The following is a 26,924-nucleotide window of genomic DNA, read 5'->3' on the forward strand; positions in this document are numbered from 1 at the left end:
CTAGTATCAAATGCAGTGCTATACATCTGCCGAACTTGGCGGTAATTCACGTTTAATATAAGATGCCAAGGTCAGATAGTTAATTCCTTGGAACAAGATATCTACGGCAAGAAACAGACCCAATACCCAGAAGGATGCATCCGGAGATATTAAAATAATGATACCGGTAATCAGGGTCAGCAGACCGGAAAATAATATCCATCCCCAACCTTGATAGGCTTTAAAAATAAAGGCATTCATCAGCCGGATGGCACCTGCCACAATTAGCACAATCGCCAGCAAATTGGTCAATACTATGGCAGTTTTTACCGGCGTGCTAAAGGCATAATATCCGGCAACAAGATACAGTACGCCAAACAATGCCCATAACCAGCGAGCACCACCTTCAAAAATTTTAAAAGCTGCAATAAAGTGCAGCACACCGCCAATCATCATCAATATACCAAACAGGAACACCACAGAAAGCGTGGCAAAAGGCAAAGATGCAAGCAGCACAATGCCAAACAGTGTGAGTAGAATACCCAAACCCAAATACCACTTTCGATTTTCATGCAGCTGATGTCGGACTAAGTCATTTCCTACTGTTTTCATGTTTTTCTCAAGTCTTTTGCTGAGGAATACTTTTAGTTGTATCTGATTTCAGCACAAAAGTCAGTTCTTTAGATGCATTTTTATCCACAGCCACCTGCTTAACTGTGGATAAAAGCCACATTATCCACAATGCTATTTTTTCCAGCCCAACTCGATTGCGGTAATTTCGTTGATTAAAGTCTGCTCCAAGCGATCTGGCATTTTGCTTTTTTGTTCGGATAGCGGAATATGCCCCGCCATCAGCTCAGCCTTGGTTTGAGGAAATATAGGTTGCTGGTTTGGATAAGCATAACCCAGCGGATAAATGGGCTGCCCTGTCGCCAAATCATATTTATCACTTGCACCAAAAGCATGTAACAACTCATGTACCAGTACAATCTTGTTTTGTTCAGACTGCTTTTTCGATGCAAATAAATTCACCGAACCAATCCGGCCTTTTTGCAAAGCTGTGGAATGTTTTAATTCTTTAGTCTGTTCGGGGTCATAATAATTTAGATACAGAGTTACACTAGGTGAACCATCGATACTTTCATGCTGTTTCCATGCATAAAAACGGAATTTTAAACTCCATAAAATATTATCAAGCAGTGTTGCATGCTCAGGCACTTTAGGAGGTACTCGTTTAAGCTCACGTCCCAGTTGAAAATACAGCGCAATCGGTTGTCCGCGATACTGTGCCGACATCTGCTGAAGATATTCTTGAGCGCCAGTCAACTCCGCCAGATGAAGCGATTGGATATAATTTTGAGTTGCCGACCGCCCATCTGCATTGATCGGATGCAACATGACAATAATCGGCTTGGACCAATTCTGGTTTTGATCACGGTAAGCATTGACTGCAACAATCAATAGCACGATGAGTAAGCACAGTATCCGAATGTTTTTCCACATTTTAGCCCCGAACTTTATACATAATATTAATATAGTTATAAAAATCAAAAAATTAAATTATTTTTAACTGTTCTACTGGTTTTTGTAATACAAAATTGTCCCACACGAAATCATAGAGTTTTCTCTGATTGGAAAATACAGCTAAGGCTTTAGCTTCAGACAAACTACACCATCGATATTCCGTATGTTCATGATTGAGTGAAACAACTTGATTTTTATCACAAAAACCTACAAATGCAGGAATCATTTCAATCACATTTAAACTTGCTTCATAAAATTGTTCCAAGTAATCAGCACTAAATAATTGTTGAACCTGTATTCCTGTTTCTTCACTGATTTCACGCAAAATTGCTTGGCTCGCTGTTTCTTCCGCCTCTATTTTCCCCGCAACATGACACCAAAAACCACCTTTCACTCGCTTCATCAATAAAAGTTTTAATTCTCCATCTATTTCAGACAATAAAACACTGGATACCACAATTGAACGAATCGGAATCATACCAAACCTAAGCCTATTTTTTTCATTATTCACCCTATGAAAAAAAAGCCCACCGAAGTGAGCATTTTTATCTGGAAAGTTTAAAACTTAAGCTTCAACCCATTTCCCATCCTGGAACACTAGGCTCCACTTGGTTTGTTTCCCTTCAGCATTTTCCGAACCAATATATTGAGACTGGTTCTTACGGCTGAATTTCACCAAAGTCGGATTTCCTTCAGGGTCGGCATCGGGCGCTTGCAAAATAAACTGATATTTTGGATCAAGCTGATCGGCCACAGTACGCAGTTCAGCCACTTTAGGGGCACGCGTTTCACGGACTTTAGGGAATTTACTTGCGGCCAGGAATAAACCTGCTGCACCATCACGAAGGACAAAGAAGTCATCATGCTTGCTAGAACGCAAGTGTTCCATTTTAATCGGATCTACACGTGGCGGTGCAGGCTGACCGCTCTTTAACACTTTACGGGTATTGTCACAGCTGGTACAGGCAAAATAAGGTCCGAAACGGCCGGTCTTCAACTGCATTTCGCCATCACATTTATCACATGGAATGGTTGGACCATCATACCCTTTAATTTTGAACTCACCTTCTTCTAGTTCAAAACCGGCACAATCCGGGTTATTACCACAGATATGCAATTTACGGCCGCCATCAATCACATAGCTGTCCATTGCCGTTTCACAAATCGGGCAACGCTTTTTCGACATTAAATCTGCGGTTTCTGCTGAATCATCATCAGAAAGTGCTGCCAAAGATTCTACCGGGGTTAAATTCAGCGTACCTTTACAACGTTCTTTAGGCGGCAAGTTATAGCCTGAACATCCCAGGAACACGCCTGTTGTTCCGGTACGAATCTGCATCGGACGTGAACATTCAGGGCAATGTACGGCTTCCACTTCTACAGGCAGGTTACGGCGCATGCCGCTTTCACCTTGTGCTGTGGTCAAGCGTTTTTTAAAGTCGCCGTAGAAATTATCGAGCAATTCTTTCCAGTTACGCTGACCATCTGCAACTTTATCCAGCTGACCTTCAAGATCGGCAGTAAAGTCGTAGTTCATCAGGTTATTGAAACTTTCACCCAGACGGTCGGTTACGATTTCTCCCATCTTCTCGGCATAAAGGCGACGGTTTTCCAGTTTCACATAGCCACGGTCTTGAATGGTAGAAATAATTGCCGCATACGTCGAAGGACGACCGATACCTTTTTTCTCTAACTCTTTCACCAATGATGCTTCGGTAAACCGCGCAGGTGGTTTGGTAAAGTGTTGAGATGGATCGAGCTTCTCAAGTTTAAGTACTTCACCGACTTTCACTGCAGGCAACAGCACATCATCATCAGATTTGTTTTGACCACGCACTTTGGTGAAGCCATCAAAGACCAGGGTACGGCCTTTGGCTTTCAGCTCGACACCATTGGCATCGACTAAAATGGTAGAAGACAGGTATTCAGCAGGTGTCATCTGACAGGCCACAAACTGACGCCAGATCAGGTCATATAAACGCTGTGCATCACGTTCTGCACCGGCCAACTGATCACCCTTAAGTGCCACATTGGAAGGACGAATCGCTTCATGGGCTTCTTGTGCACCGGCTTTGTTACCGTAGCGATTTGGCTTGGCAGGTAAATATTTTGTGCCGTATTCATTTTCAATATGACCACGCACCATATTGACTGCATCATCACTCAGGAATGTTGAGTCGGTACGCATATAGGTAATGAAACCCGCTTCATACAGACGCTGCGCCAGCATCATGGTTTTCTTTACCGAGAAACCAAGGCGTGTGCTCGCTGCCTGTTGAAGTGTGGAGGTGATATACGGTGCGCTTGGATTTACCTTGGTTGGTTTATCTTCACGGTTGGCAACTTTATATTCAGCATCTTTAATCAGATTCAACAAGGCATCAGTTTCAGCCTTATTGTGCAGCTTGAAGGTTTTACCGCCCTGCTTCACTGCTTCCAGACGGATATCATCTTTTTTAGATTTGGTATCGGCAAAAACTTGCCAGTATTCTTCAGGAATGAAGGCGCGGATTTCACGTTCGCGCTCTACCACCAGTTTTACCGCAACCGACTGAACACGACCTGCCGACAAACCACGGGCAATTTTTTCCCAAAGCAGTGGCGAGATCATAAAGCCCACAACACGGTCGAGGAAACGACGAGCTTGTTGTGCATTGACCTTGTCGATATCTAAACGTGAGGGATGTTTAAATGCTTCCTGAATGGCATTTTTGGTAATTTCGTTAAACACCACACGCTGGTAACGTGAATCATCACCACCAATGACTTCTTTTAAATGCCAGGCAATGGCTTCCCCTTCACGGTCCAAATCCGTTGCGAGATAGACTTCATCGACCTGCGATGCCAGTTTTTTCAGTTCTGCGACCACATGTTCTTTGCCAGGAAGCACTTCATAATGTGCTTTCCAGTCATGCTCAGGGTCAACCCCCATACGGTTGACCAAAGCCAGTTGCGACTTTTCAGCTTTTTGTGCATCGGTCAGTTTGGTACGGGTTACAGGCTTTTTCTCGCTGCTTTTTGAACCACCTGTTGGCAAGTCACGAACATGACCCACCGATGATTTTACGATGTAATCAGAACCTAGATATTTATTGATTGTTTTCGCTTTTGCAGGCGATTCCACAATCACTAAGGCACGTTTTTTCGCAGCACTCGGTGATTTTGCTGTGGTGCTTTTGGATGTTGACCGAGGAGCGTTCGCCATAGTTAACCATCATTCCTGTTGTAAAGAGGTCTATAAATTAAAATTCAGCCAGAGACTGTAAATATGTTTTGATGTCTTCTAACTGTGTTGCTCGAAGGTCTGATTCTTCATCCCAATAGAGTCCTACACAGTTTGCCTGCATATCAATAGCATAAATGCCCTTTAATGCAATGGGCAAATCGTTAAACTTCTCATCACCTTGCACAAGTTTCAGCTTTTGATCTTCTACACGTGCACGCATCAGGGGAAGTCTGGCATCAGGAATTAAAACACTGTAATAGGCAACCATACTGGCACGGTTCTCAGTTGCCATTGGAATTTTAGTCCAATCGGGAGCTGCAACTAATCGTGGATGCAAAGCCATCTTGCGTGCTCTTTCACGCATCAAGCCTAAAGCTTTCTCTCTTGGACTGACACGAAGTCCAAAAATTGAGCCCAGCACAAAAAGTACAATGAAGACTGTAATCCAAATTCCGGTATTTTCCATAGTACAACCTTTTTATTCCTTTATTAGAGTTGCATAAGCTGAATATAAAACGCAAGTTACAGCGATGAAATTAATTCAAGAACAGCTCATGACTATACAGTACTTCAGTGCCATTCCAGTAAATATATCCCTTCTCAATCAATTCTTTAAGTAATAATCGCACATCCGACTTAGGGAACATCTGCTCCAGTAAATCACGCAAGGCATAAATGTCTTTGGGCTTGTCGGATTTTAATTCGCGTAATTTTTGCGCCACAATCACCTGAACCGGATCAATTTTGGAAAAGTTTTTAAATAACTCTTTTTGTGCCTGATGAAGACTATTTGCCGGCGCTGATACGTCCAGTTGGGAAGATTCAGTAGATAAATCCGTCAAAATGGAAGAAAGCTTGGGTGCTTTTTCTACAAAAGTGTCCTGATCTAAATCCAGTTGCATCCATTGTTTCAGCAATTTTTTACGGAAGCTGATCTGCTCGTCGTAACGTTTCACAATCTTGAGATTAATCAATAAACCAGTCAGTTGCTGAGCCTGATCATCCTCCACCTGCAAAATGTTGCTGAGCGAATTTTTCAGTTTCTCAAGGGTATTCGGCTTACCCTTCATTTTTCCCAAAGTATCACAATATTTTTTAATCAAGAGCAAATCAGGTTTTTGCTTGATGGTTTCAATACTGGGGATTTTATATTTTGAATTTTGCGAGGATTCTTCTGGCTGAATGTGAATCAGGCTACAGTCCAGATTTGAAGACCGCATCATTTCCAGCAGCATTTCACTGCTTGGCATGGCCGAGATCAGTTCAATAGAACTATCCTCGTCTAACAGCGCCATCAGCTGCCCGACCACAACCGCATATTCAAACTCTTTGTGTTCGACTTCCGCAGTTTCCAGAATAACCACTTGCCCACTACTGACCCAGCCTGAAAATTCAGTTAAATCTTCAAGAGAATATTCAAATTTTCCTTGGCAATTAAATAGATAAACCACCGCATAATGTTGAATGATATTACGCAACAGTTGTGCAGTCGGCATATTATTTTCAAGATCAAGAAGAACGACTTTATGATTCATATCTTCGAATAGGCAGTTCAGCTAGGCAGATGCGGTGCATTAGAACGGTAACCATGGCAAAGGTCAAATATTTTTGTGCTTTTGGATTTTTATTCAGCACCATCACTCAGGCTGAATGCCTTGCTTTTAGAGGCTAATGTCAGAGAGTAGAAAAAATTCAATCCTGCTTTAAACAAAAAGCCCTGATAGATAGCAGGGCTTTAATGCACAGATTGATTGAGCTCAATAATGCGGTGGACGGTTAGTCATCGGGTCAAAGGCAGCAATACCTTCCGATAAATCTGCCGATTCCACACGTTGATACAATAATCGCATTTGTTTCTTTAAGTCTTCAATTTCAATATGTTGACGCGTCACTTGTTCATTTAATTGTTCAACTAAATCATCTAAAAATGTAATTCGGACTTGCAAATCTTCTATGGGTGCGGAAAATGACGCCTGATCATTAAGATTTTTTTGTTTAGTCATTTTAAGTCCTCATTGGGGATTTCAGGAAACAGTATGGCCTATATTACTTTAAGGGATGTCCAACTTGCGTTTGGTGGACCTTCCCTGCTCGACGGCGCGAACTTCACTTTGGAACGCGGTGAACGAGTCTGTTTAATCGGCCGCAACGGTGAGGGTAAGTCTACTTTACTTAAACTCATTGAGGGAAGCTTGCTACCCGACCGTGGTGAAGTTTCTTTACAAAATGGCATCACCATCTCCATGCTGGCTCAGGATGTACCGATGGATTCCGGCAAAGTCGCTGACATTGTCGCCGATGGTGCAGGTGAAGCCGCAGAAGTATTAAAAGCATATCATGAAGCCAGTGATGCCTGTGTACTCGGTGATATGGAAGCTTGCGACCGTATGGGTCACTTGCAACATAAAATGGATCAGCTAGATGGCTGGGCTTTAGAAAATAAAGTGAATTCCATTTTAAGTAAAATGGGTCTAGATCCGGATGCCGATTTGGCCGATTTATCTGGTGGTCGTAAACGTCGTGTACTGCTTGCTCGTGCATTGCTAATGCAACCCGATGTTTTACTGCTAGACGAACCGACCAACCATCTGGACGTTGAAAGTATTGAATGGCTGGAAAAATTCCTGCTCGATCAAAATAATTTAACCTTATTATTTATTTCGCATGACCGTTCATTTGTCGACAGCATTGCAACACGAATTGTTGAACTCGATCGCGGTACTTTGCGCAGCTTTGAAGGCAACTATTCACGTTACCTTGACCTTAAAGCGCAGCAAATGGAAGCGGAAGAAAAGCAAAATGCTTTATTCGACAAACGTTTAGCCGAAGAAGAAGTCTGGATTCGCCAAGGCATTAAAGCCCGCCGTACCCGTAACGAAGGTCGTGTACGTGCATTAAAAGCATTGCGTGAAGAATCAAAAGCACGTCGCTCGCAACAAGGTAAAGTCAGCATGGCAACGCAAGACGCCAACCGTTCGGGTAAATTGGTGTTCGATATCGAACACTTAAGTGTGACCTTCGGTGACAATGCTCCAATCATCAAAGATTTCTCTGCTTTAGTACTTCGTGGCGACCGTATTGGCCTGGTTGGTGATAACGGGGTCGGTAAAACCACGCTAATCAAAGCTATTTTAGGTGAAATTGAACACGGTGGTTCGGTCAAAACCGGAACCCAGCTGGAAATTGCCTATTTCGACCAACTGCGTAATGCACTTGATTTAGAGAAATCAGTTAAAGATAACGTATCTGAAGGTTCGGACTTTGTCGATGTCAACGGTGGCCGTCGTCATATTTACAGTTATCTTCAGGATTTCCTGTTCTCGCCTGAACGTGCCCGTACTCCGGTAAAAGCCTTGTCTGGTGGTGAGCGTAACCGTATTCTATTGGCAAAACTGTTACTTAAACCATCGAACCTGATCGTAATGGATGAGCCAACCAACGACCTGGATATGGTGACGCTTGAGCTATTAGAAGAAATGCTCGGTGGTTATACCGGCACATTACTTTTAATCTCGCATGACCGTGCATTTATGGACAATGTGGTCACATCGACTTGGGTGTTTGATGGTAAAGGCAACATTGATGAATACATCGGTGGTTATCAGGATTATCTGGAACAACGTCCTGATCAAACTGCTGTTGATCAAAAAAGTGATGTGAAAAAAGCCTTGGCCAAAGCTGAAGCAGCAGCTGCCGCAGCAGCACCGAAAAAAGTGAAACTCAGCTATAAAGATCAGCGTGCTTTAGAGCAGCTGCCGGCTGAAATGGAAGCGCTGGAAAAAGAGCAAGCTGAAATTAATGCTCAACTTGCAGATGGATCTTTGTTTGTAAATGATGCGGACAAAGCCATGAAACTTTCCAATCGCTTAACTGAAATTGATGAGCTGTTACTGGAAAAATTAGAACGTTGGGAAGAATTAGAAAATCTTGTTAACGGCAATTGATCTGATTGATCCTACGGGCACCTGTAATGAGGGTCTGTTAACACTTCATCTATGTTTGCGACTATGAGTATTTTTTAGATGATACTAGGTGTGAACTGCAAAATTTAGTCATTCTAAATGCGTAGTTCACAACGACGTAGCATCAAAAAATACTCTAGTCTCGAAGAGTTGTGGCTAAAATTATCTCAGACTGCGTCATGAAATTTAAAAATGGAACCACCATTCTTTGCATTTCATTCTTACGACGTATACGTCTCATGCTCAATTTTAGCCTACAACGCAAGCCATTTATGAAATGTCAACAGACCCTAACCTTACAGGTGCTTTTTTATTTAAAAAATAACTTCATGTTACACTTGCAAAAAACTTTTGTTCAAAATGGTCACTATGAGTAAAAAGCCAGATTACCAACCCGGAAAATTCCAATGGTCTTTCCTGCTGCCTCAATATTGGGGTATCTGGATTGGAATTGTGTTCCTGATGATTTTGGCGATTTTACCGTGGGCCATTCAGCACCGCTTGGCAACCTTTATTGGTAATCTGGCCTTCAATCAGCTGAAATCACGCCGTAAAACCGCGATTCGAAACTTAGAACTCTGTTTTCCAGAATGGACAGCTAAACAGATTCAGGACAATACCCGACAGGTTTTTGTCGACCAGATGATTGGTATTTTTGAAACTTTAAATGCCTGGTACTGTCCACAGTGGTTTAAGGGTCGTGTCAGTATTGAAGGTCTGGAACATCTCCAAAAAGCACAAGCTGAAGGCAAAGGGGTTTTATTGCTAGGCACCCATTCTACTTTGCTGGATGCTGGTGGCTACCTTTGCGCCCAGTATTTCGAACCGGATGTGGTCTATCGTCCGCAGAATAACCCACTGCTGGATATGCTTATTTACCGCTGCCGTGCCACCATTTATACCCACCAGATTGATCATGATGATATGCGTGGCTTGATTCGCCATTTAAAAAATGGCCGTGCCATTTGGTACAGTCCCGACCAAGACTATGGCCTAAAACAAGGCGTGATGGCACCCTTTTTTGGTGTACCTGCCGCAACGGTAACTGCACATCGTCGCTTGATTAAAATGACCAAAGCTGCCGCAATTCCGCTATATTTTTATCGTGATGGCGATATTGCCAATCCCCGATATAAAGTACTGATTGAAGCTCCCGTAGAAAATCTACCAAGCGAAGATGAAGTAGATGATGCCACACGCGTCAATCGGATTATTGAAAATCAGCTACGTATTGCCCCTACTCAATATATGTGGTTTCACCGTCGCTTTAAGACCCGTCCGGAAGGCTTTGAGGAAATCTATTGATATAGATGCAATGATTTTAAATTGGCAGTGAACACAGCCTCAATTTAAGGTGATATACAAATACTTTCGAATAGGCATATCTTACTTTTCAGGGATGAAAAGTAAGCAAAAATCCTTTGTTCCGCTGATGTTACATCCTTGTAACACAGCGAAACAGCGACATCCATGTCGCTATCACGATAGTAAATTCCGAATAATAATTTATTGTTTAAGATGATGATGTACCTGTGAATTATTCATCTTTTATGAACATATAAGGCAAAAAACATGAAAGTGATGCAACTTCTTCCTGAACTTAATAGCGGTGGCGTAGAACGAGGCACCCTTGAAATTGCCCGTGCCTTAGTTGCAGAAGGTCATGAGTCTTTGGTGGTTTCCAATGGTGGCCGGCTAGTAGCCCAGCTAGAAGCAGAAGGCTCAAAACATCTGACTTTGGCCATTCATAAAAAAGCCCTCTCTAGCTTATGGCAAATTCGCCCGTTACGTCAGCTGATTGAACAGCATCAACCAGACATTGTACATGTGCGTTCCCGTGTACCAGCATGGCTGACCCATTTTGCCCTAAAAGGAATTCCTGCAGAGCGTCGTCCGCATCTGGTCAGCACCGTGCATGGCTTCTATTCGATTAACCGTTATAGCGCGATCATGGCCCAGGCTGAAAAAGTCATTGCTGTATCCGACAGCGTGGTGAAATACATTAAGGACAATTACAAAAATTGCCCAGCACAGGATATTGTCCGGATTTACCGTGGCATTGACCCTACCGCTTTTCCACATGGTTATCAGCCCTCTGCAAAATGGCTGAATCAAACCTTTAAAGACTTTCCTGAACTGGAAAATAAGTTTTTAGTCTGTCTTCCTGGACGGATTACCCGCTTAAAAGGTCATGAAACCCTGATTGGATTGGTTGAAAAATTACAGCAACACTATCCCAATTTACATGCAGTCGTAGTGGGCGGAGCTGACCCGAAAAAAGCGGCCTATCTCAAAGAAATGCAGGAGAACATTCAAGCCAAAGGTCTTATTGAAAAAATTACTTTTGTCGGTCACCGTTCAGATATTCGTGAATGGCTGGCATTTAGCGATGTGGTGCTCTCCCTTTCCAATCAGGCAGAAACTTTTGGTCGTACCGCTTTAGAAGCCTTATCTGTCGGTACACCCGTGATTGGCTGGAACCGCGGCGGTGTGGCAGAGATTTTATCGAAGCTGTATCCGCAAGGTTTAATTGAAGTCGATGATCACACTGCGCTTTTCAATACAGTGAAGCATCATATGGATGATCCTCAAGAAGTTAAGCCAGTGATGATATTTAGCTTGAAAGAAATGTGCGATCAGACGCTGAATTTATATAAACAGATTCTGAAATAAAGTTAAGTGTATTTATCCCGGTCGCTTTTCATCTTGTCGTAACAGATTAAAGTGGACTGGGCAAAATATAAAATTGAATCAATCTAGAAATCATCAATGTTCTGTGCCTGCATAAATCCACATCGGTTCCGTTTGCCCTGCTCGAACAAAACCGATTGTCTGATAAAATTCTATGGCTTGATGTTCCGCAACCAGTATCTTTTGATGAAAATCTTTATATTTTAATAACATTGCTTTCATCATTAATCGACCCACACCCAAATTTTGAAAATCGGGATGTACCAGCAAATGTGGAAAATACACCACCAGGTGTCCATCAGATATCGCATTACCTAAACCAATGAGTTGTCCATCCTGCCTGGCTGTCACCAGACTATGTGAATGATGTAATGCCGCCATCAGCTGAGCTGGCTTTTGGGCGGATGACCAATGATTGGCCCGATAAATTTTTAAGACTTCTTCTTCATCAACTTCATCATGCATGGATATTGCAAAAGTCATCGCGTGATTACCCCTTCCACACTCTAAACCTTGCCATTAACCAGATCAGTAAAGGCCAGAAAATGGTATTGATCATATCGTGCATACTGGCCCCCACACGCCAATAACCATGATTAATCAAATCATCACGCGCATCAAACAGCTCTGCCGCAATTGCAACCATAACCACTGTCCAAATCGCCCAGCGTGATTTCACTTGCCGATGATGAATAAAGGCCACAATGAAGAACAGCAATAAACCCGCATAAATATGCAAAGAGTCACGTGATAAATCGGTAAAATTAACAATATAAATTTTAAGTTCTTGAAATTTTGATAAGTACATGGCCGAACGTTTATTTTTAGGATCTTCTATAAAAGCATAAACCCGAGTTCTGCATCCTGCAAAACTCGGGTACATGAGGTTGTGCTTTCACATCTTATTTTTATTATATTATTGCTATCCATTGCTGCATCATGTCCATGATGACTTTCTATCGGCCAGCGATTACGTCTTCCTTAATGGGATGTTCCTTTCCCGGTTCCTTGGCTGATGAATTTAGATTAAATGAATTTAGAAAAAAGAACCATTCGCAATTGACCTAAATCCCTGTAAGCCATTTCGTACACTTTTCTATTATTTACTCAGCTTGCTTGAATGTGTTTTTGTAAACCTGTGCAATTTCATCAGTCACTAATTTTTCTTCTTTCTCAGCCTTTTCTATCCCCTCTTGTATGGCTTCTCGTGCTTCCTGTTCATCCGTATCGCTCTGTTCTGGTTCGTCTTGCACCTGTTCAAACACCCGTCCGCTTTGTAAAACCACATAAACCGGAAAATGATCTGAGCCGATGTGAGGCAGGCGCTTCATGCTAATCAGCGCAAAATCGTTACTATGAAATACATGGTCCAAAGACCAGCGTAATAATGGATAATCGGCATGAAAGGTATTAATAAAATGTCGGCCAATTCGTGGGTCTAGCAAACCGCTAATCCGTTGAAACAATCGGGTCGTTCGTGACCAGGCCACATCATTCAAATCCCCCATCACAATACAGCTTTCATCCAGATCCTTGATCTGATCACCCACAATGAGAAGTTCTGCATCACGCAGGGTCGAATCTTTGGCTTCAGTGGGGCTGGGCGGTTTAGGGTGCAAGCAATAGAGTTGTACCGGTTGGCCTGAACGTAGAATCACTGTGGTATGAATAGAAGGAATTTCATCACTTAAAATGAATTTAACTTCGGTATCTTTCAACTCAAGACGGCTATAGAGATGCATGCCGTATAAATTATCCAAAGGGACAGGCACACGATAGGGATAATTTTTTTCAATCACGGAAAGTGCTTTTTGCCAGATTCGATCCGATTCTAAGGTCAGCACCAGATCGGGTTGATGCTTTTGAATTTGCTCAATCAATAAATGGTATTTGTTATTAGGAGCCAATACATTGGAAATAATCACAGAAATTTGCTTATCTGGATTCAGCTGATGCTTACGAACATGTTTGACCTGCTTTTTCCAGAGAAAGGTATAAGGCAGCACCATTTTCAGCTGGTACGCCAGTGCCGCAATCAAGGCAATAACAATCATTTCCCGCTGCAGATTCCAGGGTCGATCCCAGACCAACAATAGAATAAAAGCAATGAACCCTAAAACCAGAATTTGCAGTCGTGGAAAATCGGCACCCCGAATCCACCATTCATCTCGTGGAATCAGTGACCAGAATGTCAGCCATATGACAACAAATGCAATTATTTCCACCCAAACCATACGCATGCACTCTTATCAATTTTTCTTAATGTTCCCGAGGTCTTAAATCACTTTATCAATTTTGTATGTAACACAAACAAGATATTCCGCTCAATAATATTGATGTTTTGATTGTGTAGTACTTGCAGTTGCGGTCGCTTTTGATACACTCAAACCCCCTTTTATTTTTTAACGCACCGAGGCAAAGTGACATGAAAGTAGGTCTGGTCGGTTGGCGCGGGATGGTTGGTTCTGTCCTTATGCAACGTATGGTTGAAGAGAATGATTTTGCTCATTTTGAGCCATTCTATTTTTCTACCAGTAATGCAGGTGGTGAAGCACCTGCGTTTGGTGGTAAGACTGCCCCAGCACTTATGGATGCATCAGACATTAACAGTCTGAAGCAAATGGATGTCATTATTACCTGTCAAGGTGGTGATTATACTTCTGAAGTTTTCCCGAAATTAAAAGCGGAAAACTGGAATGGTTACTGGATTGATGCAGCATCTACCTTACGTATGGATGATGAAGCGATTATCGTGCTTGATCCGGTGAACATGAATGTCATCAAAGATGGTTTGGTGAATGGTACTAAAACATTCGTTGGTGGTAACTGCACAGTTTCATTGATGCTGATGGGCTTAGGCGGTCTGTTCCAAAACAACTTGGTGGAATGGGCAACTTCAATGACTTATCAGGCAGCTTCTGGTGCGGGCGCGCAAAACATGCGTGAACTCATCAATGGTATGGGCTACTTGTATAACAACACTAAAGATTTGTTAGACGATCCTAAATCACCGATTTTAGACATCGACTCTAAAATTGCAGCGCTACAACGCGGTGAAGGTTTCCCTGCTGCAAACTTCGGTGTGCCTTTAGCTGGTTCTTTAATTCCATATATCGACAAGCAGCTTGAAAGCGGTCAGTCGAAAGAAGAATGGAAAGGCCAGGTTGAAACCAACAAGATCTTAGGCAATCAACAGATTGTGCCTATTGATGGTCACTGTGTTCGTATTGGTGCAATGCGTTGCCATTCTCAAGCGATTACCCTGAAATTGAAAAAAGATCTTCCTCTTGATGAGATCGAAGATATTATTCGTCAATCTAACCCATGGGCTAAAGTGGTTGCCAATACCCGCGAAGCGTCAATGACTGACCTTACTCCAGTGGCAGTAACCGGTACATTGTCTGTTCCAGTGGGCCGTTTGCGTAAACTGAACATGGGTAAAGAGTACCTTGGCGCGTTCACTGTAGGTGACCAGTTGCTTTGGGGTGCTGCGGAACCATTACGCCGTATGTTACGTATTTTGATTGATTACAAAAATGCTTAATTGCTAGATGCAAGAAAAAAAGAAAAGCCGGTCTCAATTGATTGGCTTTTTTTATGTATCCTTTATGTTATTGTTTTACAATTCTTCAACAGCTAGTTAATCTATAACCGTCGCAATGCCATAAAAAAATCGAGCTAAAGATTAAGATGACCGTATATAACAAATTAAAGATAGCCATTTTAGCCATTATTGCTTCGCAGAATATTCATGCGATTACTATTGATCCTATTCAAATTCAATCTGCGCCAGGTGAATTACTGTATGCCGAAATGAATTTTCGCAATGCTGCTCCTCAGGCACAAATACAAGCCAGCCTGGCAAATGCAGAAGATATTGCAACTTTAGGGGTTGCCTATCAACCTCCCGGTCATCTCAATTTCTTTACCCGTCGCGATAGCTCGGGGAATGGCGTCATTACCATTACCTCTTCACGCCCTTTAACTGAAGCCGAACTCAATATTATTATTAAAATTCAGGAAGGCAACGCGACACGTTTACAGCATATTAAAACACCACTGCAACGTAGCTCGGCAAATGCTCAGGCACGAATTACCGGCAATGAAAAACCTTTAACCCCAATCACCATTGTCAGTGAAAAAGATATTGCTTTACAGCTGCCTGAAAGCAGGCAATATCAGGTTGCTCAAGCCCAGACCAGTACTGCTGCATCTTTTGACGCACCATTAAAGCTTCAAAAGTCAGCTCCGCCAAGCTTAAATACTGGCCTATCTGTACCGACAGTCGTTTCATCTATGTCCATGCCTGCAGCTCAAACTGTACAACCTAATCAAGCTGCAGCAGCTGCACAAAAAACGGCAACTCCCGAATCTGCCAGCACAAAAAATCCGATCAAAAGTACCAGTAACAGCCCATTGTCTGCAGATCCATTAGCGAAACAATATGCCGAATCTCGCTCTAAACAGCTTGCTGCAAATACAAGTGCAGAAAAACCGGCTCAGCAAACTGCTGAAAAACCTAAACCAGCTGCAACAGTGCCTACTCCATCCTCTCATCCTGCTGTTACCGCACAAACCACAAAGCATGTAGTGCAATCCAATGAATCGCTCTGGGCGATTGCAGCACGCGTGGCGACTGAGCAAAATCGTCCGATTGGCGATGTGATGAAACAAATCAAGGCCAACAACGAACATGCCTTTATTCAAGGCGATGTGAACCGTTTACGCCGTGGGGCGGCTTTGAATTTAAATACCACAGGCAACGCTAAAGAAGAGCAAAAAGCCAAAGTTACTCATTTAGCCAAAGCACCATCCCACCCTTCTAAGCAGTCGGCCAAGGCCAAATATCGCTTGAATCAGGCAGAAATGAGTCTGGTTGCAGAGAAAGAACAAGATTCAGCCAGCGGTTCTGCCAAAAAGAACACGGAAAAAAATCAAACTTCAAACGAGTTATCATTAAAAGTTATGACATCGCGTGAAAAAACCGTTAAATTACAGAGAAACGTAACACAATTAGATTTGGCACTGCGTCAAAAGGATCACAGAATTCAATTATTAAATACTCGTCTTGCTCAATTGCAACAACAATTGAAAGCACAGCAAGCAGAGAAAAAGCCAACACACTAAGGTGTTATACAATTTGATTTTTTAGGATGGGTTCCATTGATAACGACTCAATCCTGCAAGGGGTAACAACATGCTGCTTTATGTGATTCCGTTTATATTGTTATTAGTGATCGCATTTGTATTAAAAAAACGTGACTCAAATAAACAGGCAGAAGAAGCGTCAAAAGCGAAAACTAAAAAAGTCACTTCAACCAAAAAGTCACCGCAAAAAACTCAAATTGTGGAAAACTCGGTTGTTACCAAGAAAAAAACCACTCCTTTAGCTGCTGATGTACGCAATAAAATTGAAGGGCTAATTCGAGAAAACAATTTTTTCTCTGCTGAAGCACAAATTAACCAGGCTTTAAACAAAGACAATTCACAGCATGAGTTATATTTACTGTTGCTTGATATTCACATCTTGCAGAAAGACGAATTTGCAATTAGCCAGCTGATTAATCACCTGCGTTCATTAGAACTGGATGATTTTCTAGAACAAGCACTTGCAAAAAAAGCAGCCCATGAAAAAGAGTCTGTAAGCTCTAGAGATACCATTGATTTTCGACCAGAATCAACAGTGGCAACAACTCCAAATAACGAAGTTGCTACACCTAAAAATACCGCAGATTTTGATGCCTTGATGAATGATGCTGTTGCGCCAGCAGCAACAGCAACTGACCTGTCTTTTGATCAATTACCACAAGACAAGCTTTCTCCTCAAACAGAAACTGTTGAAGAAATAACCCCTCTTGATTTCAGCACTCTATCTCTGGATTCAACGGCAGAAACCAAAACTCCAGCAGCGGAAGAAGTTAAACCTTTAGATTTTGGTCATTTAAATTTCAATACAATCACGACTGAAGAAACAAAAGTAGAAACCGCTCCGGTTCAGGTCATTCAACCTTTAGATTTCTCGTTTAGTTTAGACACTGCAGCAGCTGAACAATCTCCCCCTACAGCTAATGCAACCGTAAATGCTGAACCTACGCTTGAAGATAAACCTGAATTTAATTTTGATTTCTCGCAAACAGAAACTGTTACAGCCCCTGAAGCCAAAATTGCGCAGCAAGAAACTAAGCCTGGCTTAGATCTGGACTTTAATTTAGAAGCTGCTACCCCGATTGAAGAGCCAGCTGTATCAGCAGCGCCAGCGAAAGCTGCTGGGGTAAGTTTCGATATTAGCAATGTCAGCGCTGCAGCAAAAGCTGACAAAAATGATCCATTGGTGCAATCTTTCCCCGAACTGGTTGAAGTCGATGAAATCAGCCTGAATCTAGAACTGGCACAGCAATATATTCAACTGGGTGCATTTGAATCGGCACGTGAATTATTGGCAGAGCAAGAAGCCGGATATACGGCTGAACAACGCCAACAGGCAGATCATTTGCGTAATCAAATAGCATCTTAAGCTATTTCGATCTACTATAAAGCAGTCATCCTTGGCTGCTTTTTTTATGATGAAAAAAATAGCGTTAATCTATATGGGCGGTACATTTGGCTGTATTGGTGATCCACTCAGTCCCATGCCGGCCGAGCAATTTATTCCAAAACTGCAACATATTCTTCCTCTAGATCAGCAGATCGAATGTTTTGTTGCACCGGTCATTCAAGACAGTAGTGCCTGTACAGCCCTAGATTGGCTGAAACTGATTCAGTATATTCAACGGCTTCAGCTACAGCAATTTCAGCATTTTGTGATTATTCATGGGACTGATACCCTCAGTTATGCCGGTGCCGTGCTGTCACGCTTTCTGGGTCAATCCGCGCATGTGGTCATGACTGGAAGCCAGTATCCGCTATTAAATGCTGCCGGCGACAATAGCCGTGAATTTACCGATGCCATTGATAATTTAAACTTCGCCTTAGACTGCGTGGTTAAATATCCTGTTGGGGTGTATTTAGCTTTTCATCATCATTTGGTTCATGCCCAAACTGCATTAAAAATCCACACCACAGAACTGGATGCCTTTAGCGGGGTCAATGCGGCACAGCCAATCACTCTATCCAGCCAATATCATATTGTGCAGGAGAATGATATCAGCAAGGCAGCGACATTTAACTGTTTAAGCCTGATGATGCAGCCGCTTGATTTGGCTCAGCAAGTGGCCAATCTGCAAAACATTTGCCAAGCCCCACCAAATTGCCTGATCCTGCAAGGTTTTGGTACAGGAAATCTGGCGGTAAATGAATCCTTCATTGCCTGCATTCAACAATTACAGGCAGCAGGTTGTGCCGTCATTTTAACCACTCAAGTGCCTTTCGGTGGTATCGATCAACGTTATGCCATCAACCAATGGACTGGGCAAGCCAATATTCTTCTGAATGATTGTTTGGGGCATGCAGATCTTTATGCAAAAGCACTGAAAATGTATTTACAATACGATGCTGTAGACCAATGGCAGGCTCATTGGCATGATCACGTGTAATTTGAGGTAAATATGCAACGTTTTGCGGTCGGTATTGAGTTTTCTGGGGTTGAGTATCGAGGATGGCAAACTCAGCAAACTGGCGTGCGTAGCGTACAGGAAACCATTGAAAAAGTACTGTCCAAAGTTGCAAATGAACCGATCATGCTACATGGCGCAGGTCGTACCGATGCCGGCGTGCATGCCACCAATATGGTGGCGCATTTTGATACTCAAGCCATCCGCAGTATTGATGGCTGGCTGATGGGCTCAAACAGCCAACTCCCTAAGGATATTTCAATACAATGGATTAAAGAAATGGATATGGCATTCCATGCCCGTTTCAAAGCACAAGCACGACGTTATCGTTACGTGGTGTATAACAATCCAGTGCGTCCAGCATTACTTTATAAACAAGTTACCCATGTATATTATCCGCTTGATTCAGACAAGATGATTGAGGCTGCGAAAAAATTTGAAGGCACGCATAATTTTGAAAGTTTCCGTGCCGCAGCCTGCCAGTCCAATCAGCCGGTTCGTCATGTCAGACATTGCCGTTTAATTCAACATGGCTGCTATCTGGTTCTGGATATTCAGGCTGATGGCTTCTTGCACCATATGGTACGCAACATCATGGGCTGTTTACTGGAAATTGGTCAGGGCATGTATGAAATTGACCATATTGACGAAATTTTTGCCGCTGAAGACCGTAAAGCCGCAGGAATCACCGCACCGCCAGATGGCTTGTATTTTATCCATGCGGATTATCCAGAACAGTTCGATCTTCCGAAACAGCCTTTGGGGCCGCACTGGTTAAATATGCCGGAATAAAAAGTATTTTCTAAATTTGAACTGTTCATTTAAAAATAACTACCTCCCCTAACCCCTCCTAACAGGAGGGGAAATTCCTCGCGTTAAAAATGCGTTTAGAAAAGTCCCCCTTTGAAAAAGGGGGATTTAGGGGGATTTTTTAATCAAAGAACTTAACGCTGCTTGCGTTTCCGATATTCCACAGGCGTTTCATTGGTCCAGCGCTTAAAAGCACGGTAAAAAGTACTCGGCTCGGAAAATCCGGTGAGATAGACAATTCGCTCTACACTTTCCGCTGTATTGGCCAATAATTTCTTCGCCAAACGACAGCGATAATCAGACAGAATTTGCTGAAAACTGGTATTGGCTTCACTCAGCTGGGTACGTAAACGGCGTGGAGTAATATTTAAATGGGTTGCTACGGTTTCCAAAGTGGTTTCGCCACTTTCTAACGTCGAGCCAATCGCACGGCGCACTTCCCCAACCAGATCATAACGCGCCAGCTCTTGCAGCTTTTCAATCGCCAATTGCTCATGCAACTGCAACAGCTCCGGTTCTGCTTGCCATAACTGGTAATCTAAAATTGCGGGATCGAAATATAAACGGGTTTCTTTTTGCCCTAAGCTAACCGGACATTCATAGACTCGGAAATACTCATCATCGGGCGCGCCCTGACTGAAGTTAAAATCGATATAGATCGGCTGAAAACGACCTTCGGTAATAAATTTGAAAAAACGCAATACGCCGGATAATGCACATTCGGAAAAATGCCGGTTGACGATATTTTCGCCCCAAGGCTGCTCACCATTGGTTAAATAGCAGCGATCATCTTCAATCACCAGTGTGGCATGAAAGGCATCACTAATCAGGCGCTGATAGGCCAAAGCACGCTTCAGCCCTTCACCAAAGTTTTCACTGGAAATGAAGAGGTGCTCAATGACCTGACCACGGTATAAAGGCAGGTGTTCACCCAAATGCAAACCAATATCTGGATCCTTACTAACCTCTTCAGCAGCCACCCAAAACGCATATTGAGCACTGAGCGGGGTACGATCATTGGTTTCAACCTGATTTAAGGCCACACCAGCTTTCATTAAAATTTCTTCAGTTGGCAAACCTGCACGACGAATGGCTTGATAACCCAATCGTAAAACAACTGATGCATCAGTTAGCTGACCCACGCAAAGACCTTCCTTGTATGTTCTTCATTTATACTTAAAAAGATTGATTTTAGATTAACTGCGATTGACCAAACTGACAACATGACAATGCGCTTTTTTACAGAAAATATTTATACGGCGGGTTCGCTTATTTAACTGACAGATGAACGAGCAAAGCCGCATTGCGCCTTGTTTTATGCAAAAAAATTGACTATAATTTGCGCCTTTCCAATTTATTCATTCAGGTAGGCTATGGCCAATAAAGAGGAACTCATCGAGTTCGAAGGCGTTGTCACCGAGACGCTTCCTAATACTATGTTCCGTGTACGTTTAGAGAACGGTCACGAAGTGATTGCCCACATCTCTGGTAAAATGCGTAAACACTATATTCGTATTTTAACTGGCGACAGTGTTAAAGTAGAAATGACTCCTTACGATTTGACGAAGGGTCGTATTACTTATCGTGCACGCTAAGTTTTAGCGTAAGCAAAAGCCACTTTTTATAGTGGCTTTTTTATTCAGCTTTATTCACTGACCGTTTATCAAATGACAACGTTCATGTAAATTTTCTCCGTATAAAATAAAGTTTTATCTTATGGAGAAAAGGCAATGTCATTTCTTCACTCTCTCGGTCTAATGACGGTATTGTGCCTGCTGTATGGATGCACAACCTCAGCAAGAACCAGTGCACAACAACGTGATGCCTATTTACAACAATTTATCGGGCAGTCCAGCCAAACTATTCAAACCAAGCTCAATTTGAGCAGTATCGGTTACCAGCAAGTCCTATCGCCTACCGTAGATGATCAGACACTCACTTATACGGTTATTCATCCTATTACCATTCCAATGCCTATGGCTCAAAATCCTGCTGACGTTGATTCTGGTAGTGTTCCCATACAAATCCCGCCTAGAGCGCAAAGTTATGATGTGAACTTGCAATGTAAAATTATCTATCGTTTGGAACACAACATTGCCAAATCGTTGTATTACACCGGCCGTACCTGTTAAAACGCTCTGAAAAGCAATAAAAAAACGCAGCTCATGGCTGCGTTTTTGGTGTTTGGTGAACTTAGTTCAAAGCAGCAACCACTGCTTGACCCATTTCCACGGTACCCACTTGTGTATTACCTTCAGACATGATGTCGCCAGTACGTAAACCTTGATCCAATACATTGCCTACTGCATCTTCAATGGCTTTCGCTGCTGCTTCTTCACGGAAGGTATAACGAAGCATCATGGCAACTGAAAGAATGGTGGCTAATGGATTGGCAATGTTTTGACCTGCGATGTCAGGGGCTGAACCATGGCATGGCTCATACATGCCTTTACCGTTTTCATCCAGTGATGCGGATGGCAACATGCCGATAGAACCTGTCAGCATCGCTGCTTCATCAGACAGGATGTCACCAAACAGGTTACCTGTCACGATCACGTCAAACTGCTTAGGCGCACGTACCAGCTGCATTGCTGCGTTATCTACATACATATGCGACAAGTTGATTTCTGGATACTGCTCTTCTTTCAATGCAGTCACTGTTTGCTTCCAAAGCTCGGTCACTTCAAGGACGTTGGCTTTATCGACTGAACATACCTTACCACCGCGAAGGTTGGCCATTTCAAAGGCAACTTTGGCAATGCGTTTAATTTCAGACTCTTTATAAACGTCAGTATTGAAACCTTGTTTCTCGCCATTTTCCAGCTCACGGATACCACGTGGTTGACCGAAGTAGATACCCCCAGTGAGTTCACGCACAATCAGGATATCGAGGCCTGATACAATTTCAGGTTTCAAGCTTGAAGCACCGGCAAGTTGCGGGTAAAGAATTGCAGGACGCAAGTTGGCAAATAAATTCAATTCAGAACGGATTTTCAATAAGCCACGTTCAGGACGAATTGAGCGTTCAATGCTATCCCATTTTGGACCACCGACAGCACCTAACAAGATCGCATCTGCGCCTTTTGCCTGTTCTGCTGTCACTGCAGGGTAGGGTTCGCCATGTGCATCAATCGCAGCACCACCCAATAAACCCTGTTCCCAAGTCAAACCCAGATTGAATTTTTCATTTACTCGTGTAAGCACTTGTTCAGCTGCTTTTACGATTTCAGGACCAATACCATCACCTGGTAAAATCAAAATATGTTTTGACATGAGTGTTTCCATTTATGAAGTCGATGGATTAAATCGACGGGATTTTAAATTTTCTTTTCTACAAATTCGCCCAGACCGGTTAAGGCATTATAGGGTCTGCAGAAACGTCGGATTGTCTTGTGTTCTTGTATGAGATCGACACACAAGGGTTCAGGTGCAGATACATTCAGCAAGCTGCCCTGCTGTTTGTTGCGATCACGATACATTTTAAAAATGTAATGGTGTTTCGGCTTAAACTGATGAAAAACATGAAGGGTTTCTGCCCGATCTTTGGAAATCGGATAAAAGCGGATCACCAGTTCATGTTGCCCCGGAGGGACTGAAAGATATAACGCATTCGGCTGATTTAAAGAGTTCGCCTGTAAACGTAAAATACCCGATTCAACTGCCGCGCTATTCACGCGACGCTGTGCTGCATCAATAATTTGAATTTTATCTAAACGTTCAAATTCACAGTTTGCAGTACCAGCACAGTAGATTAAGGCATTTGTTTTTGTGCTTTCAGTTTCTTTTATATGTTTAATGCGTACTGTATCAATGCTTTGGCATGCACTTAAGGATGCGACCATAAGACCAAGTACAGCAAGCTGACCGTAAACTTTTGTCATTATTCGAGCCCAACCCTCACCAATTAAAGCCAACTAAATATTTTTATGGATTCGATATTAGCAAGAGTTAAGCTCCGATACTACTAGCGCTGAAAATTCAAGTAATTAACCACGAATTTCCTGAAATACCCAAGGACGTGATTGCTTGGTTTTTTCTTCATAGGCACGAATATCATCTGCAGCTTGTAAGGTTAAGCCAATATCATCCAAACCATTCAACAAACAGTGCTTACGGAACGGATCGACTTCAAACTTGAAGGCTTCACCCGCTGGCGTACGTACTTCTTGTGCTTCCAAGTCGATGGTTAACTGATAGCCTTCTGTCGCAGCACATTCTTTAAATAACTGATCCACGATTTCTTCAGACAAAATCACCGGCAACATGCCGTTTTTAAAGCTGTTGTTAAAGAAAATGTCGGCATAGCTTGGTGCGATGACAGTACGGAAACCATATTCGTTCAACGCCCATGGCGCATGCTCACGGCTTGAACCACAACCAAAGTTGGCACGTGAAATCAATACAGTTGCACCCTGGTAACGCGGCTGGTTCAAAACGAATTCAGGGTTTTTCGGACGAACTGAATTGTCCTGACCCGGATAGCCTTCATCCAAATAACGCAATTCATCAAATAAGTTGTCACCAAAACCGGTACGTTTGATCGATTTCAAAAACTGTTTTGGAATAATTAAATCTGTATCGACATTGGCACGGTCTAATGGTGCAACGATACCTTGTTCAACGGTATATTTTTTCATGTTTATTTCCCAATGAATCCGTAACCTCTCCCTAACCCTCTCCTAAAATGAGAGGGAACTCCTTCTCTTGCGCCATTCATGGCTCAGGGAGAAGGTCGGGATGAGGGCTTAAACTTAGAATGAACGAACATCAACGAAATGACCGGCAATGGCCGCAGCTGCTGCCATGGCTGGACTCACCAAGTGAGTACGACCGCCATTGCCCTGACGACCTTCGAAGTTACGGTTAGAAGTAGATGCACAGTGCTCGCCCGGTTGCAATTTGTCAGCATTCATGGCCAAGCACATTGAGCAGCCCGGTTCACGCCATTCAAAACCAGCTTCTAAAAAGACTTTATCCAAGCCTTCAGCTTCAGCCTGCTGTTTCACCAAACCAGAACCCGGAACCACCATGGCCTGTTTAATTGAAGCAGCCACTTTGCGGCCTTTAATCACTTCAGCTGCGGCACGAATATCTTCAATACGCGAGTTAGTACACGAACCGATAAATACGCGGTCCAATTGAATGTCCGCCAATGCCTGACCGGCATTTAAACCCATGTATTGATAAGCACGGGTCCAGTCATTGCGTTGCACGTCATCTTTGGCCTGTTCCAAAGTCGGCACCGCTTGGGACACCGGAATCACCATTTCAGGAGAAGTTCCCCAAGACACTTGCGGTTCAATCTCTTCACCTTGCAACACTACTACGGTGTCAAAGTGTGCGCCTTCATCAGAATGTAAGGTATTCCAGTACTCAACCGCTTTATCCCAATCTTGACCTTTCGGTGCGTAGTTACGGCCTTTCACGTATTCAATGGTTTTGTCATCCACAGCGACCATACCGACACGTGCACCGGCTTCAATCGCCATGTTACATACGGTCATACGGCCTTCGATTGACATGTCACGGAATACCTGACCACCGAATTCAATCGCGTGACCTGTACCGCCCGCAGTACCAATTTTGCCAATGATTGCTAACACGACATCTTTTGAAGTCACGCCTTGACCTAATTTACCATCCACACGCACCAACATGTTCTTCATTTTCTTTTGAACCAGGCACTGGGTAGCCAATACATGTTCAACTTCTGAAGTCCCAATCCCGTGCGCCAAACAGCCAAATGCACCATGAGTTGCGGTATGCGAGTCACCACACACTACAGTCATGCCCGGCAAGGTTAAACCCTGTTCAGGCCCTACCACGTGTGCAATTCCTTGGCGAATATCATTGATATCAAATTCAACAATATCGAAAGTTTTACAGTTGTCATCCAAGGTTTGCACCTGGATACGCGAAGTTTCATCTTCAATACCGGCAATACCCTGTTCACGCTCAGTTTTTGAGGTGGGTACGTTATGGTCTGGTGTGGCTACATTGGCACTTAAACGCCAAGGTTTACGACCTGCAAGCTGCAAACCCTCAAAAGCTTGTGGTGAAGTTACTTCATGCAATAAATGACGGTCGATATAAAGTAAGGCTGAGCCATCATCGCGTTGTTTTACTAAATGGTCATCCCACAATTTATCATACAAAGTCTTTGCTTTTTGGGTATTGCCTGCCATGTCGACGCGCTCCATAGAACTGGGTAATGCTTTCATTAACTTCGATTATAACCACGTATTCACATAAATCTAATTTATCATTTTTATTAGTTTAAAAACTTTTTGGAATTAATATTAACCCGATTAAAACCCTGAATTTTGGCAAAATTTCATCTCTCAGTTTTTAAACCAAGTCGCAATCTCCTGATGTTAAAACTCAACTAATCCCGGGTTCTTTATCGCTCAAGAAATGAATGATTGAATTTAGTGCGACGAACTGTCTTTGGTTTCGATCAGCTGTTCAATCGCGCGGATGAGTTCTGCTTTCGCTGCACCGCACTGCGCCGCAGCCTGATTTTCGTCATCTTCATCATCGGCAATCTCATAAACCTGACTTCGCTTTTCCACCGCTCCCTCAAAAATATCAAGGAGGTATTTGATGTGTTTTATATCCATTCCTTTCATCCTCTAAAAAGTATCACTGTCCGATACCGTTGCCCTGTTGTTTATTGATTGTTAAGTTTGATCAGTTAATTATCAATAAAACCGATTAAAAATTAAAAAATATTCGTTTTTACAAATTAAATAAGACTGATTATCATTTAGCTATATCCCGAGGCAAAGATTGAGGAACAACCCATGGCTCATATTCAAAAATTTGTTGATAACAACCAGCGTATGTTTAAAAAAACCTTTAGCTATTACATTATGCACATCACCATTGCCATGTTGGTCGGTTATTTCGTGACAGGAAATATCTGGATGGCAGTTACGCTGAGCTTGCTTGAACCGACCATTCAGGCGATTGCCTTCTTCTTTCACGAAAAAATCTGGGAAGCAAAACCGGCTAAAAGACAAAATAGCAACCATATGGAAATGCTGAATCAGCAATAACAAAAGATCATGGGTTGCCACTTCTGCTTTATAAAGATCACTCTACTAATATGGAGTGATTTTTTTATTTTTACTCTTTAAATTCACATCTGCATACATTTTTCACTGTCTTTTTTTCAGATTA

The 26,924-nt window shown here is 42.7% G+C and carries 27 protein-coding genes; 11 read left to right on the forward strand and 16 right to left on the reverse strand.

Going from position 1 to position 26,924, the window contains the following annotated elements; translation table 11 throughout:
- Positions 1-18: 18 nt before the first annotated feature.
- The 7 genes from B9T26_RS03445 to B9T26_RS03475 all read right to left on the reverse strand — a co-directional run bounded on the left by B9T26_RS03445 (position 19) and on the right by B9T26_RS03475 (position 6,732).
- Positions 19-591, reverse strand: coding sequence for an HdeD family acid-resistance protein (locus B9T26_RS03445; protein ID WP_086198413.1), 573 nt, complete (start codon positions 589-591; stop codon positions 19-21).
- 132 nt (positions 592-723) lie between these two features.
- A complete protein-coding gene (locus B9T26_RS03450) occupies positions 724-1,482 on the reverse strand; it encodes a hypothetical protein (protein WP_086198414.1) in 759 nt (252 codons plus the stop codon).
- Positions 1,483-1,534: 52 nt separating this feature from the next.
- Positions 1,535-1,981, reverse strand: a complete 447-nt coding sequence (locus B9T26_RS03455; protein ID WP_086198415.1) for an NUDIX hydrolase — start codon at positions 1,979-1,981, stop codon at positions 1,535-1,537.
- 87 nt (positions 1,982-2,068) lie between these two features.
- Positions 2,069-4,708: a type I DNA topoisomerase gene (gene topA, locus B9T26_RS03460; RefSeq protein ID WP_086198416.1), complete on the reverse strand. Its 2,640-nt coding sequence runs from the start codon at positions 4,706-4,708 to the stop codon at positions 2,069-2,071.
- A gap of 37 nt (positions 4,709-4,745) precedes the next feature.
- The gene (locus B9T26_RS03465) at positions 4,746-5,195 is read right to left on the reverse strand and encodes an ammonium transporter (RefSeq protein WP_086173992.1); all 450 of its coding nucleotides are present in this window, start codon (positions 5,193-5,195) and stop codon (positions 4,746-4,748) included.
- Positions 5,196-5,265: 70 nt separating this feature from the next.
- Complete coding sequence (locus B9T26_RS03470; protein WP_086198417.1) at positions 5,266-6,264, reverse strand: hypothetical protein; 999 nt, start codon at positions 6,262-6,264, stop codon at positions 5,266-5,268.
- 222 nt (positions 6,265-6,486) lie between these two features.
- Positions 6,487-6,732 (reverse strand): SlyX family protein, encoded by a 246-nt coding sequence (locus B9T26_RS03475; RefSeq protein ID WP_086173994.1) that lies wholly within the window; start codon positions 6,730-6,732, stop codon positions 6,487-6,489.
- Between the two features lie 33 nt (positions 6,733-6,765).
- Here B9T26_RS03475 and B9T26_RS03480 point away from each other — a divergent pair, with 33 nt between their 5' ends.
- The 3 genes from B9T26_RS03480 (at position 6,766) to B9T26_RS03490 (ending at position 11,364) form a co-directional block, all read left to right on the forward strand.
- Positions 6,766-8,673: an ATP-binding cassette domain-containing protein gene (locus B9T26_RS03480; protein ID WP_086198418.1), complete on the forward strand. Its 1,908-nt coding sequence runs from the start codon at positions 6,766-6,768 to the stop codon at positions 8,671-8,673.
- 387 nt (positions 8,674-9,060) lie between these two features.
- On the forward strand, positions 9,061-9,996 hold the full coding sequence (gene lpxL, locus B9T26_RS03485) for an LpxL/LpxP family Kdo(2)-lipid IV(A) lauroyl/palmitoleoyl acyltransferase (protein WP_086198419.1): 936 nt from the start codon (positions 9,061-9,063) through the stop codon (positions 9,994-9,996).
- A 267-nt stretch (positions 9,997-10,263) separates the two neighbouring features.
- Positions 10,264-11,364, forward strand: a complete 1,101-nt coding sequence (locus B9T26_RS03490; protein ID WP_086198420.1) for a glycosyltransferase family 4 protein — start codon at positions 10,264-10,266, stop codon at positions 11,362-11,364.
- Positions 11,365-11,457: 93 nt separating this feature from the next.
- Here the strand turns inward: B9T26_RS03490 and B9T26_RS03495 are convergent, their stop codons facing one another.
- The 3 genes from B9T26_RS03495 to B9T26_RS03505 all read right to left on the reverse strand — a co-directional run bounded on the left by B9T26_RS03495 (position 11,458) and on the right by B9T26_RS03505 (position 13,616).
- Positions 11,458-11,865: a GNAT family N-acetyltransferase gene (locus B9T26_RS03495; RefSeq protein ID WP_086198421.1), complete on the reverse strand. Its 408-nt coding sequence runs from the start codon at positions 11,863-11,865 to the stop codon at positions 11,458-11,460.
- 7 nt (positions 11,866-11,872) lie between these two features.
- Positions 11,873-12,265 carry a hypothetical protein gene (locus tag B9T26_RS03500; RefSeq protein ID WP_227518758.1) on the reverse strand — a complete coding sequence of 131 codons (393 nt, stop codon included), beginning with the start codon at positions 12,263-12,265 and terminating at the stop codon, positions 11,873-11,875.
- Positions 12,266-12,485: 220 nt separating this feature from the next.
- Positions 12,486-13,616, reverse strand: a complete 1,131-nt coding sequence (locus tag B9T26_RS03505) for an endonuclease/exonuclease/phosphatase family protein (protein ID WP_086198489.1) — start codon at positions 13,614-13,616, stop codon at positions 12,486-12,488.
- A 191-nt stretch (positions 13,617-13,807) separates the two neighbouring features.
- On the opposite strand from B9T26_RS03505, the gene asd reads away from it, so the two are divergent.
- The 5 genes from asd (at position 13,808) to truA (ending at position 19,724) form a co-directional block, all read left to right on the forward strand.
- Positions 13,808-14,926, forward strand: coding sequence for an aspartate-semialdehyde dehydrogenase (gene asd / locus B9T26_RS03510; RefSeq protein ID WP_086198422.1), 1,119 nt, complete (start codon positions 13,808-13,810; stop codon positions 14,924-14,926).
- 146 nt (positions 14,927-15,072) lie between these two features.
- Positions 15,073-16,509, forward strand: coding sequence for a FimV family protein (locus B9T26_RS03515; RefSeq protein ID WP_086198423.1), 1,437 nt, complete (start codon positions 15,073-15,075; stop codon positions 16,507-16,509).
- A 70-nt stretch (positions 16,510-16,579) separates the two neighbouring features.
- The gene (locus B9T26_RS03520) at positions 16,580-17,896 is read left to right on the forward strand and encodes a hypothetical protein (RefSeq protein ID WP_086198424.1); all 1,317 of its coding nucleotides are present in this window, start codon (positions 16,580-16,582) and stop codon (positions 17,894-17,896) included.
- Between the two features lie 46 nt (positions 17,897-17,942).
- Entirely contained in the window at positions 17,943-18,914 is a 972-nt protein-coding gene (locus B9T26_RS03525; protein WP_086198490.1) for an asparaginase, read from the forward strand.
- Between the two features lie 12 nt (positions 18,915-18,926).
- On the forward strand, positions 18,927-19,724 hold the full coding sequence (truA, locus tag B9T26_RS03530; RefSeq protein WP_086198425.1) for a tRNA pseudouridine(38-40) synthase TruA: 798 nt from the start codon (positions 18,927-18,929) through the stop codon (positions 19,722-19,724).
- A gap of 152 nt (positions 19,725-19,876) precedes the next feature.
- Here truA and B9T26_RS03535 read toward each other — a convergent pair whose 3' ends face one another.
- The gene (locus B9T26_RS03535) at positions 19,877-20,884 is read right to left on the reverse strand and encodes an AraC family transcriptional regulator (RefSeq protein ID WP_086198426.1); all 1,008 of its coding nucleotides are present in this window, start codon (positions 20,882-20,884) and stop codon (positions 19,877-19,879) included.
- A gap of 231 nt (positions 20,885-21,115) precedes the next feature.
- Here B9T26_RS03535 and infA point away from each other — a divergent pair, with 231 nt between their 5' ends.
- Together infA and B9T26_RS03545 are read left to right on the forward strand one after the other, a co-directional pair.
- Positions 21,116-21,337 carry a translation initiation factor IF-1 gene (infA, locus tag B9T26_RS03540; RefSeq protein ID WP_001284370.1) on the forward strand — a complete coding sequence of 74 codons (222 nt, stop codon included), beginning with the start codon at positions 21,116-21,118 and terminating at the stop codon, positions 21,335-21,337.
- A 135-nt stretch (positions 21,338-21,472) separates the two neighbouring features.
- A complete protein-coding gene (locus B9T26_RS03545; RefSeq protein WP_086198427.1) occupies positions 21,473-21,874 on the forward strand; it encodes a hypothetical protein in 402 nt (133 codons plus the stop codon).
- A gap of 61 nt (positions 21,875-21,935) precedes the next feature.
- On the opposite strand, the gene leuB is transcribed toward B9T26_RS03545, so the two are convergent.
- From leuB to B9T26_RS03570, 5 genes are all read right to left on the reverse strand, one after another.
- Positions 21,936-23,015 (reverse strand): 3-isopropylmalate dehydrogenase, encoded by a 1,080-nt coding sequence (leuB, locus tag B9T26_RS03550; protein WP_086198428.1) that lies wholly within the window; start codon positions 23,013-23,015, stop codon positions 21,936-21,938.
- A gap of 44 nt (positions 23,016-23,059) precedes the next feature.
- Positions 23,060-23,623 (reverse strand): hypothetical protein, encoded by a 564-nt coding sequence (locus B9T26_RS03555; RefSeq protein WP_086198429.1) that lies wholly within the window; start codon positions 23,621-23,623, stop codon positions 23,060-23,062.
- Between the two features lie 105 nt (positions 23,624-23,728).
- Positions 23,729-24,379, reverse strand: coding sequence for a 3-isopropylmalate dehydratase small subunit (leuD, locus tag B9T26_RS03560; protein ID WP_086198430.1), 651 nt, complete (start codon positions 24,377-24,379; stop codon positions 23,729-23,731).
- 114 nt (positions 24,380-24,493) lie between these two features.
- Positions 24,494-25,927: a 3-isopropylmalate dehydratase large subunit gene (gene leuC / locus B9T26_RS03565; RefSeq protein WP_086198431.1), complete on the reverse strand. Its 1,434-nt coding sequence runs from the start codon at positions 25,925-25,927 to the stop codon at positions 24,494-24,496.
- 243 nt (positions 25,928-26,170) lie between these two features.
- On the reverse strand, positions 26,171-26,362 hold the full coding sequence (locus B9T26_RS03570) for a hypothetical protein (protein WP_086174008.1): 192 nt from the start codon (positions 26,360-26,362) through the stop codon (positions 26,171-26,173).
- A 183-nt stretch (positions 26,363-26,545) separates the two neighbouring features.
- Between B9T26_RS03570 and B9T26_RS03575 the strand changes: the two genes are divergently transcribed.
- Entirely contained in the window at positions 26,546-26,800 is a 255-nt protein-coding gene (locus tag B9T26_RS03575) for a DUF2061 domain-containing protein (RefSeq protein WP_086198432.1), read from the forward strand.
- The last annotated feature ends 124 nt before the right edge of the window (positions 26,801-26,924 follow it).

Source organism: Acinetobacter sp. ANC 4169, from assembly GCF_002135355.1.
GTDB lineage: Bacteria > Pseudomonadota > Gammaproteobacteria > Pseudomonadales > Moraxellaceae > Acinetobacter.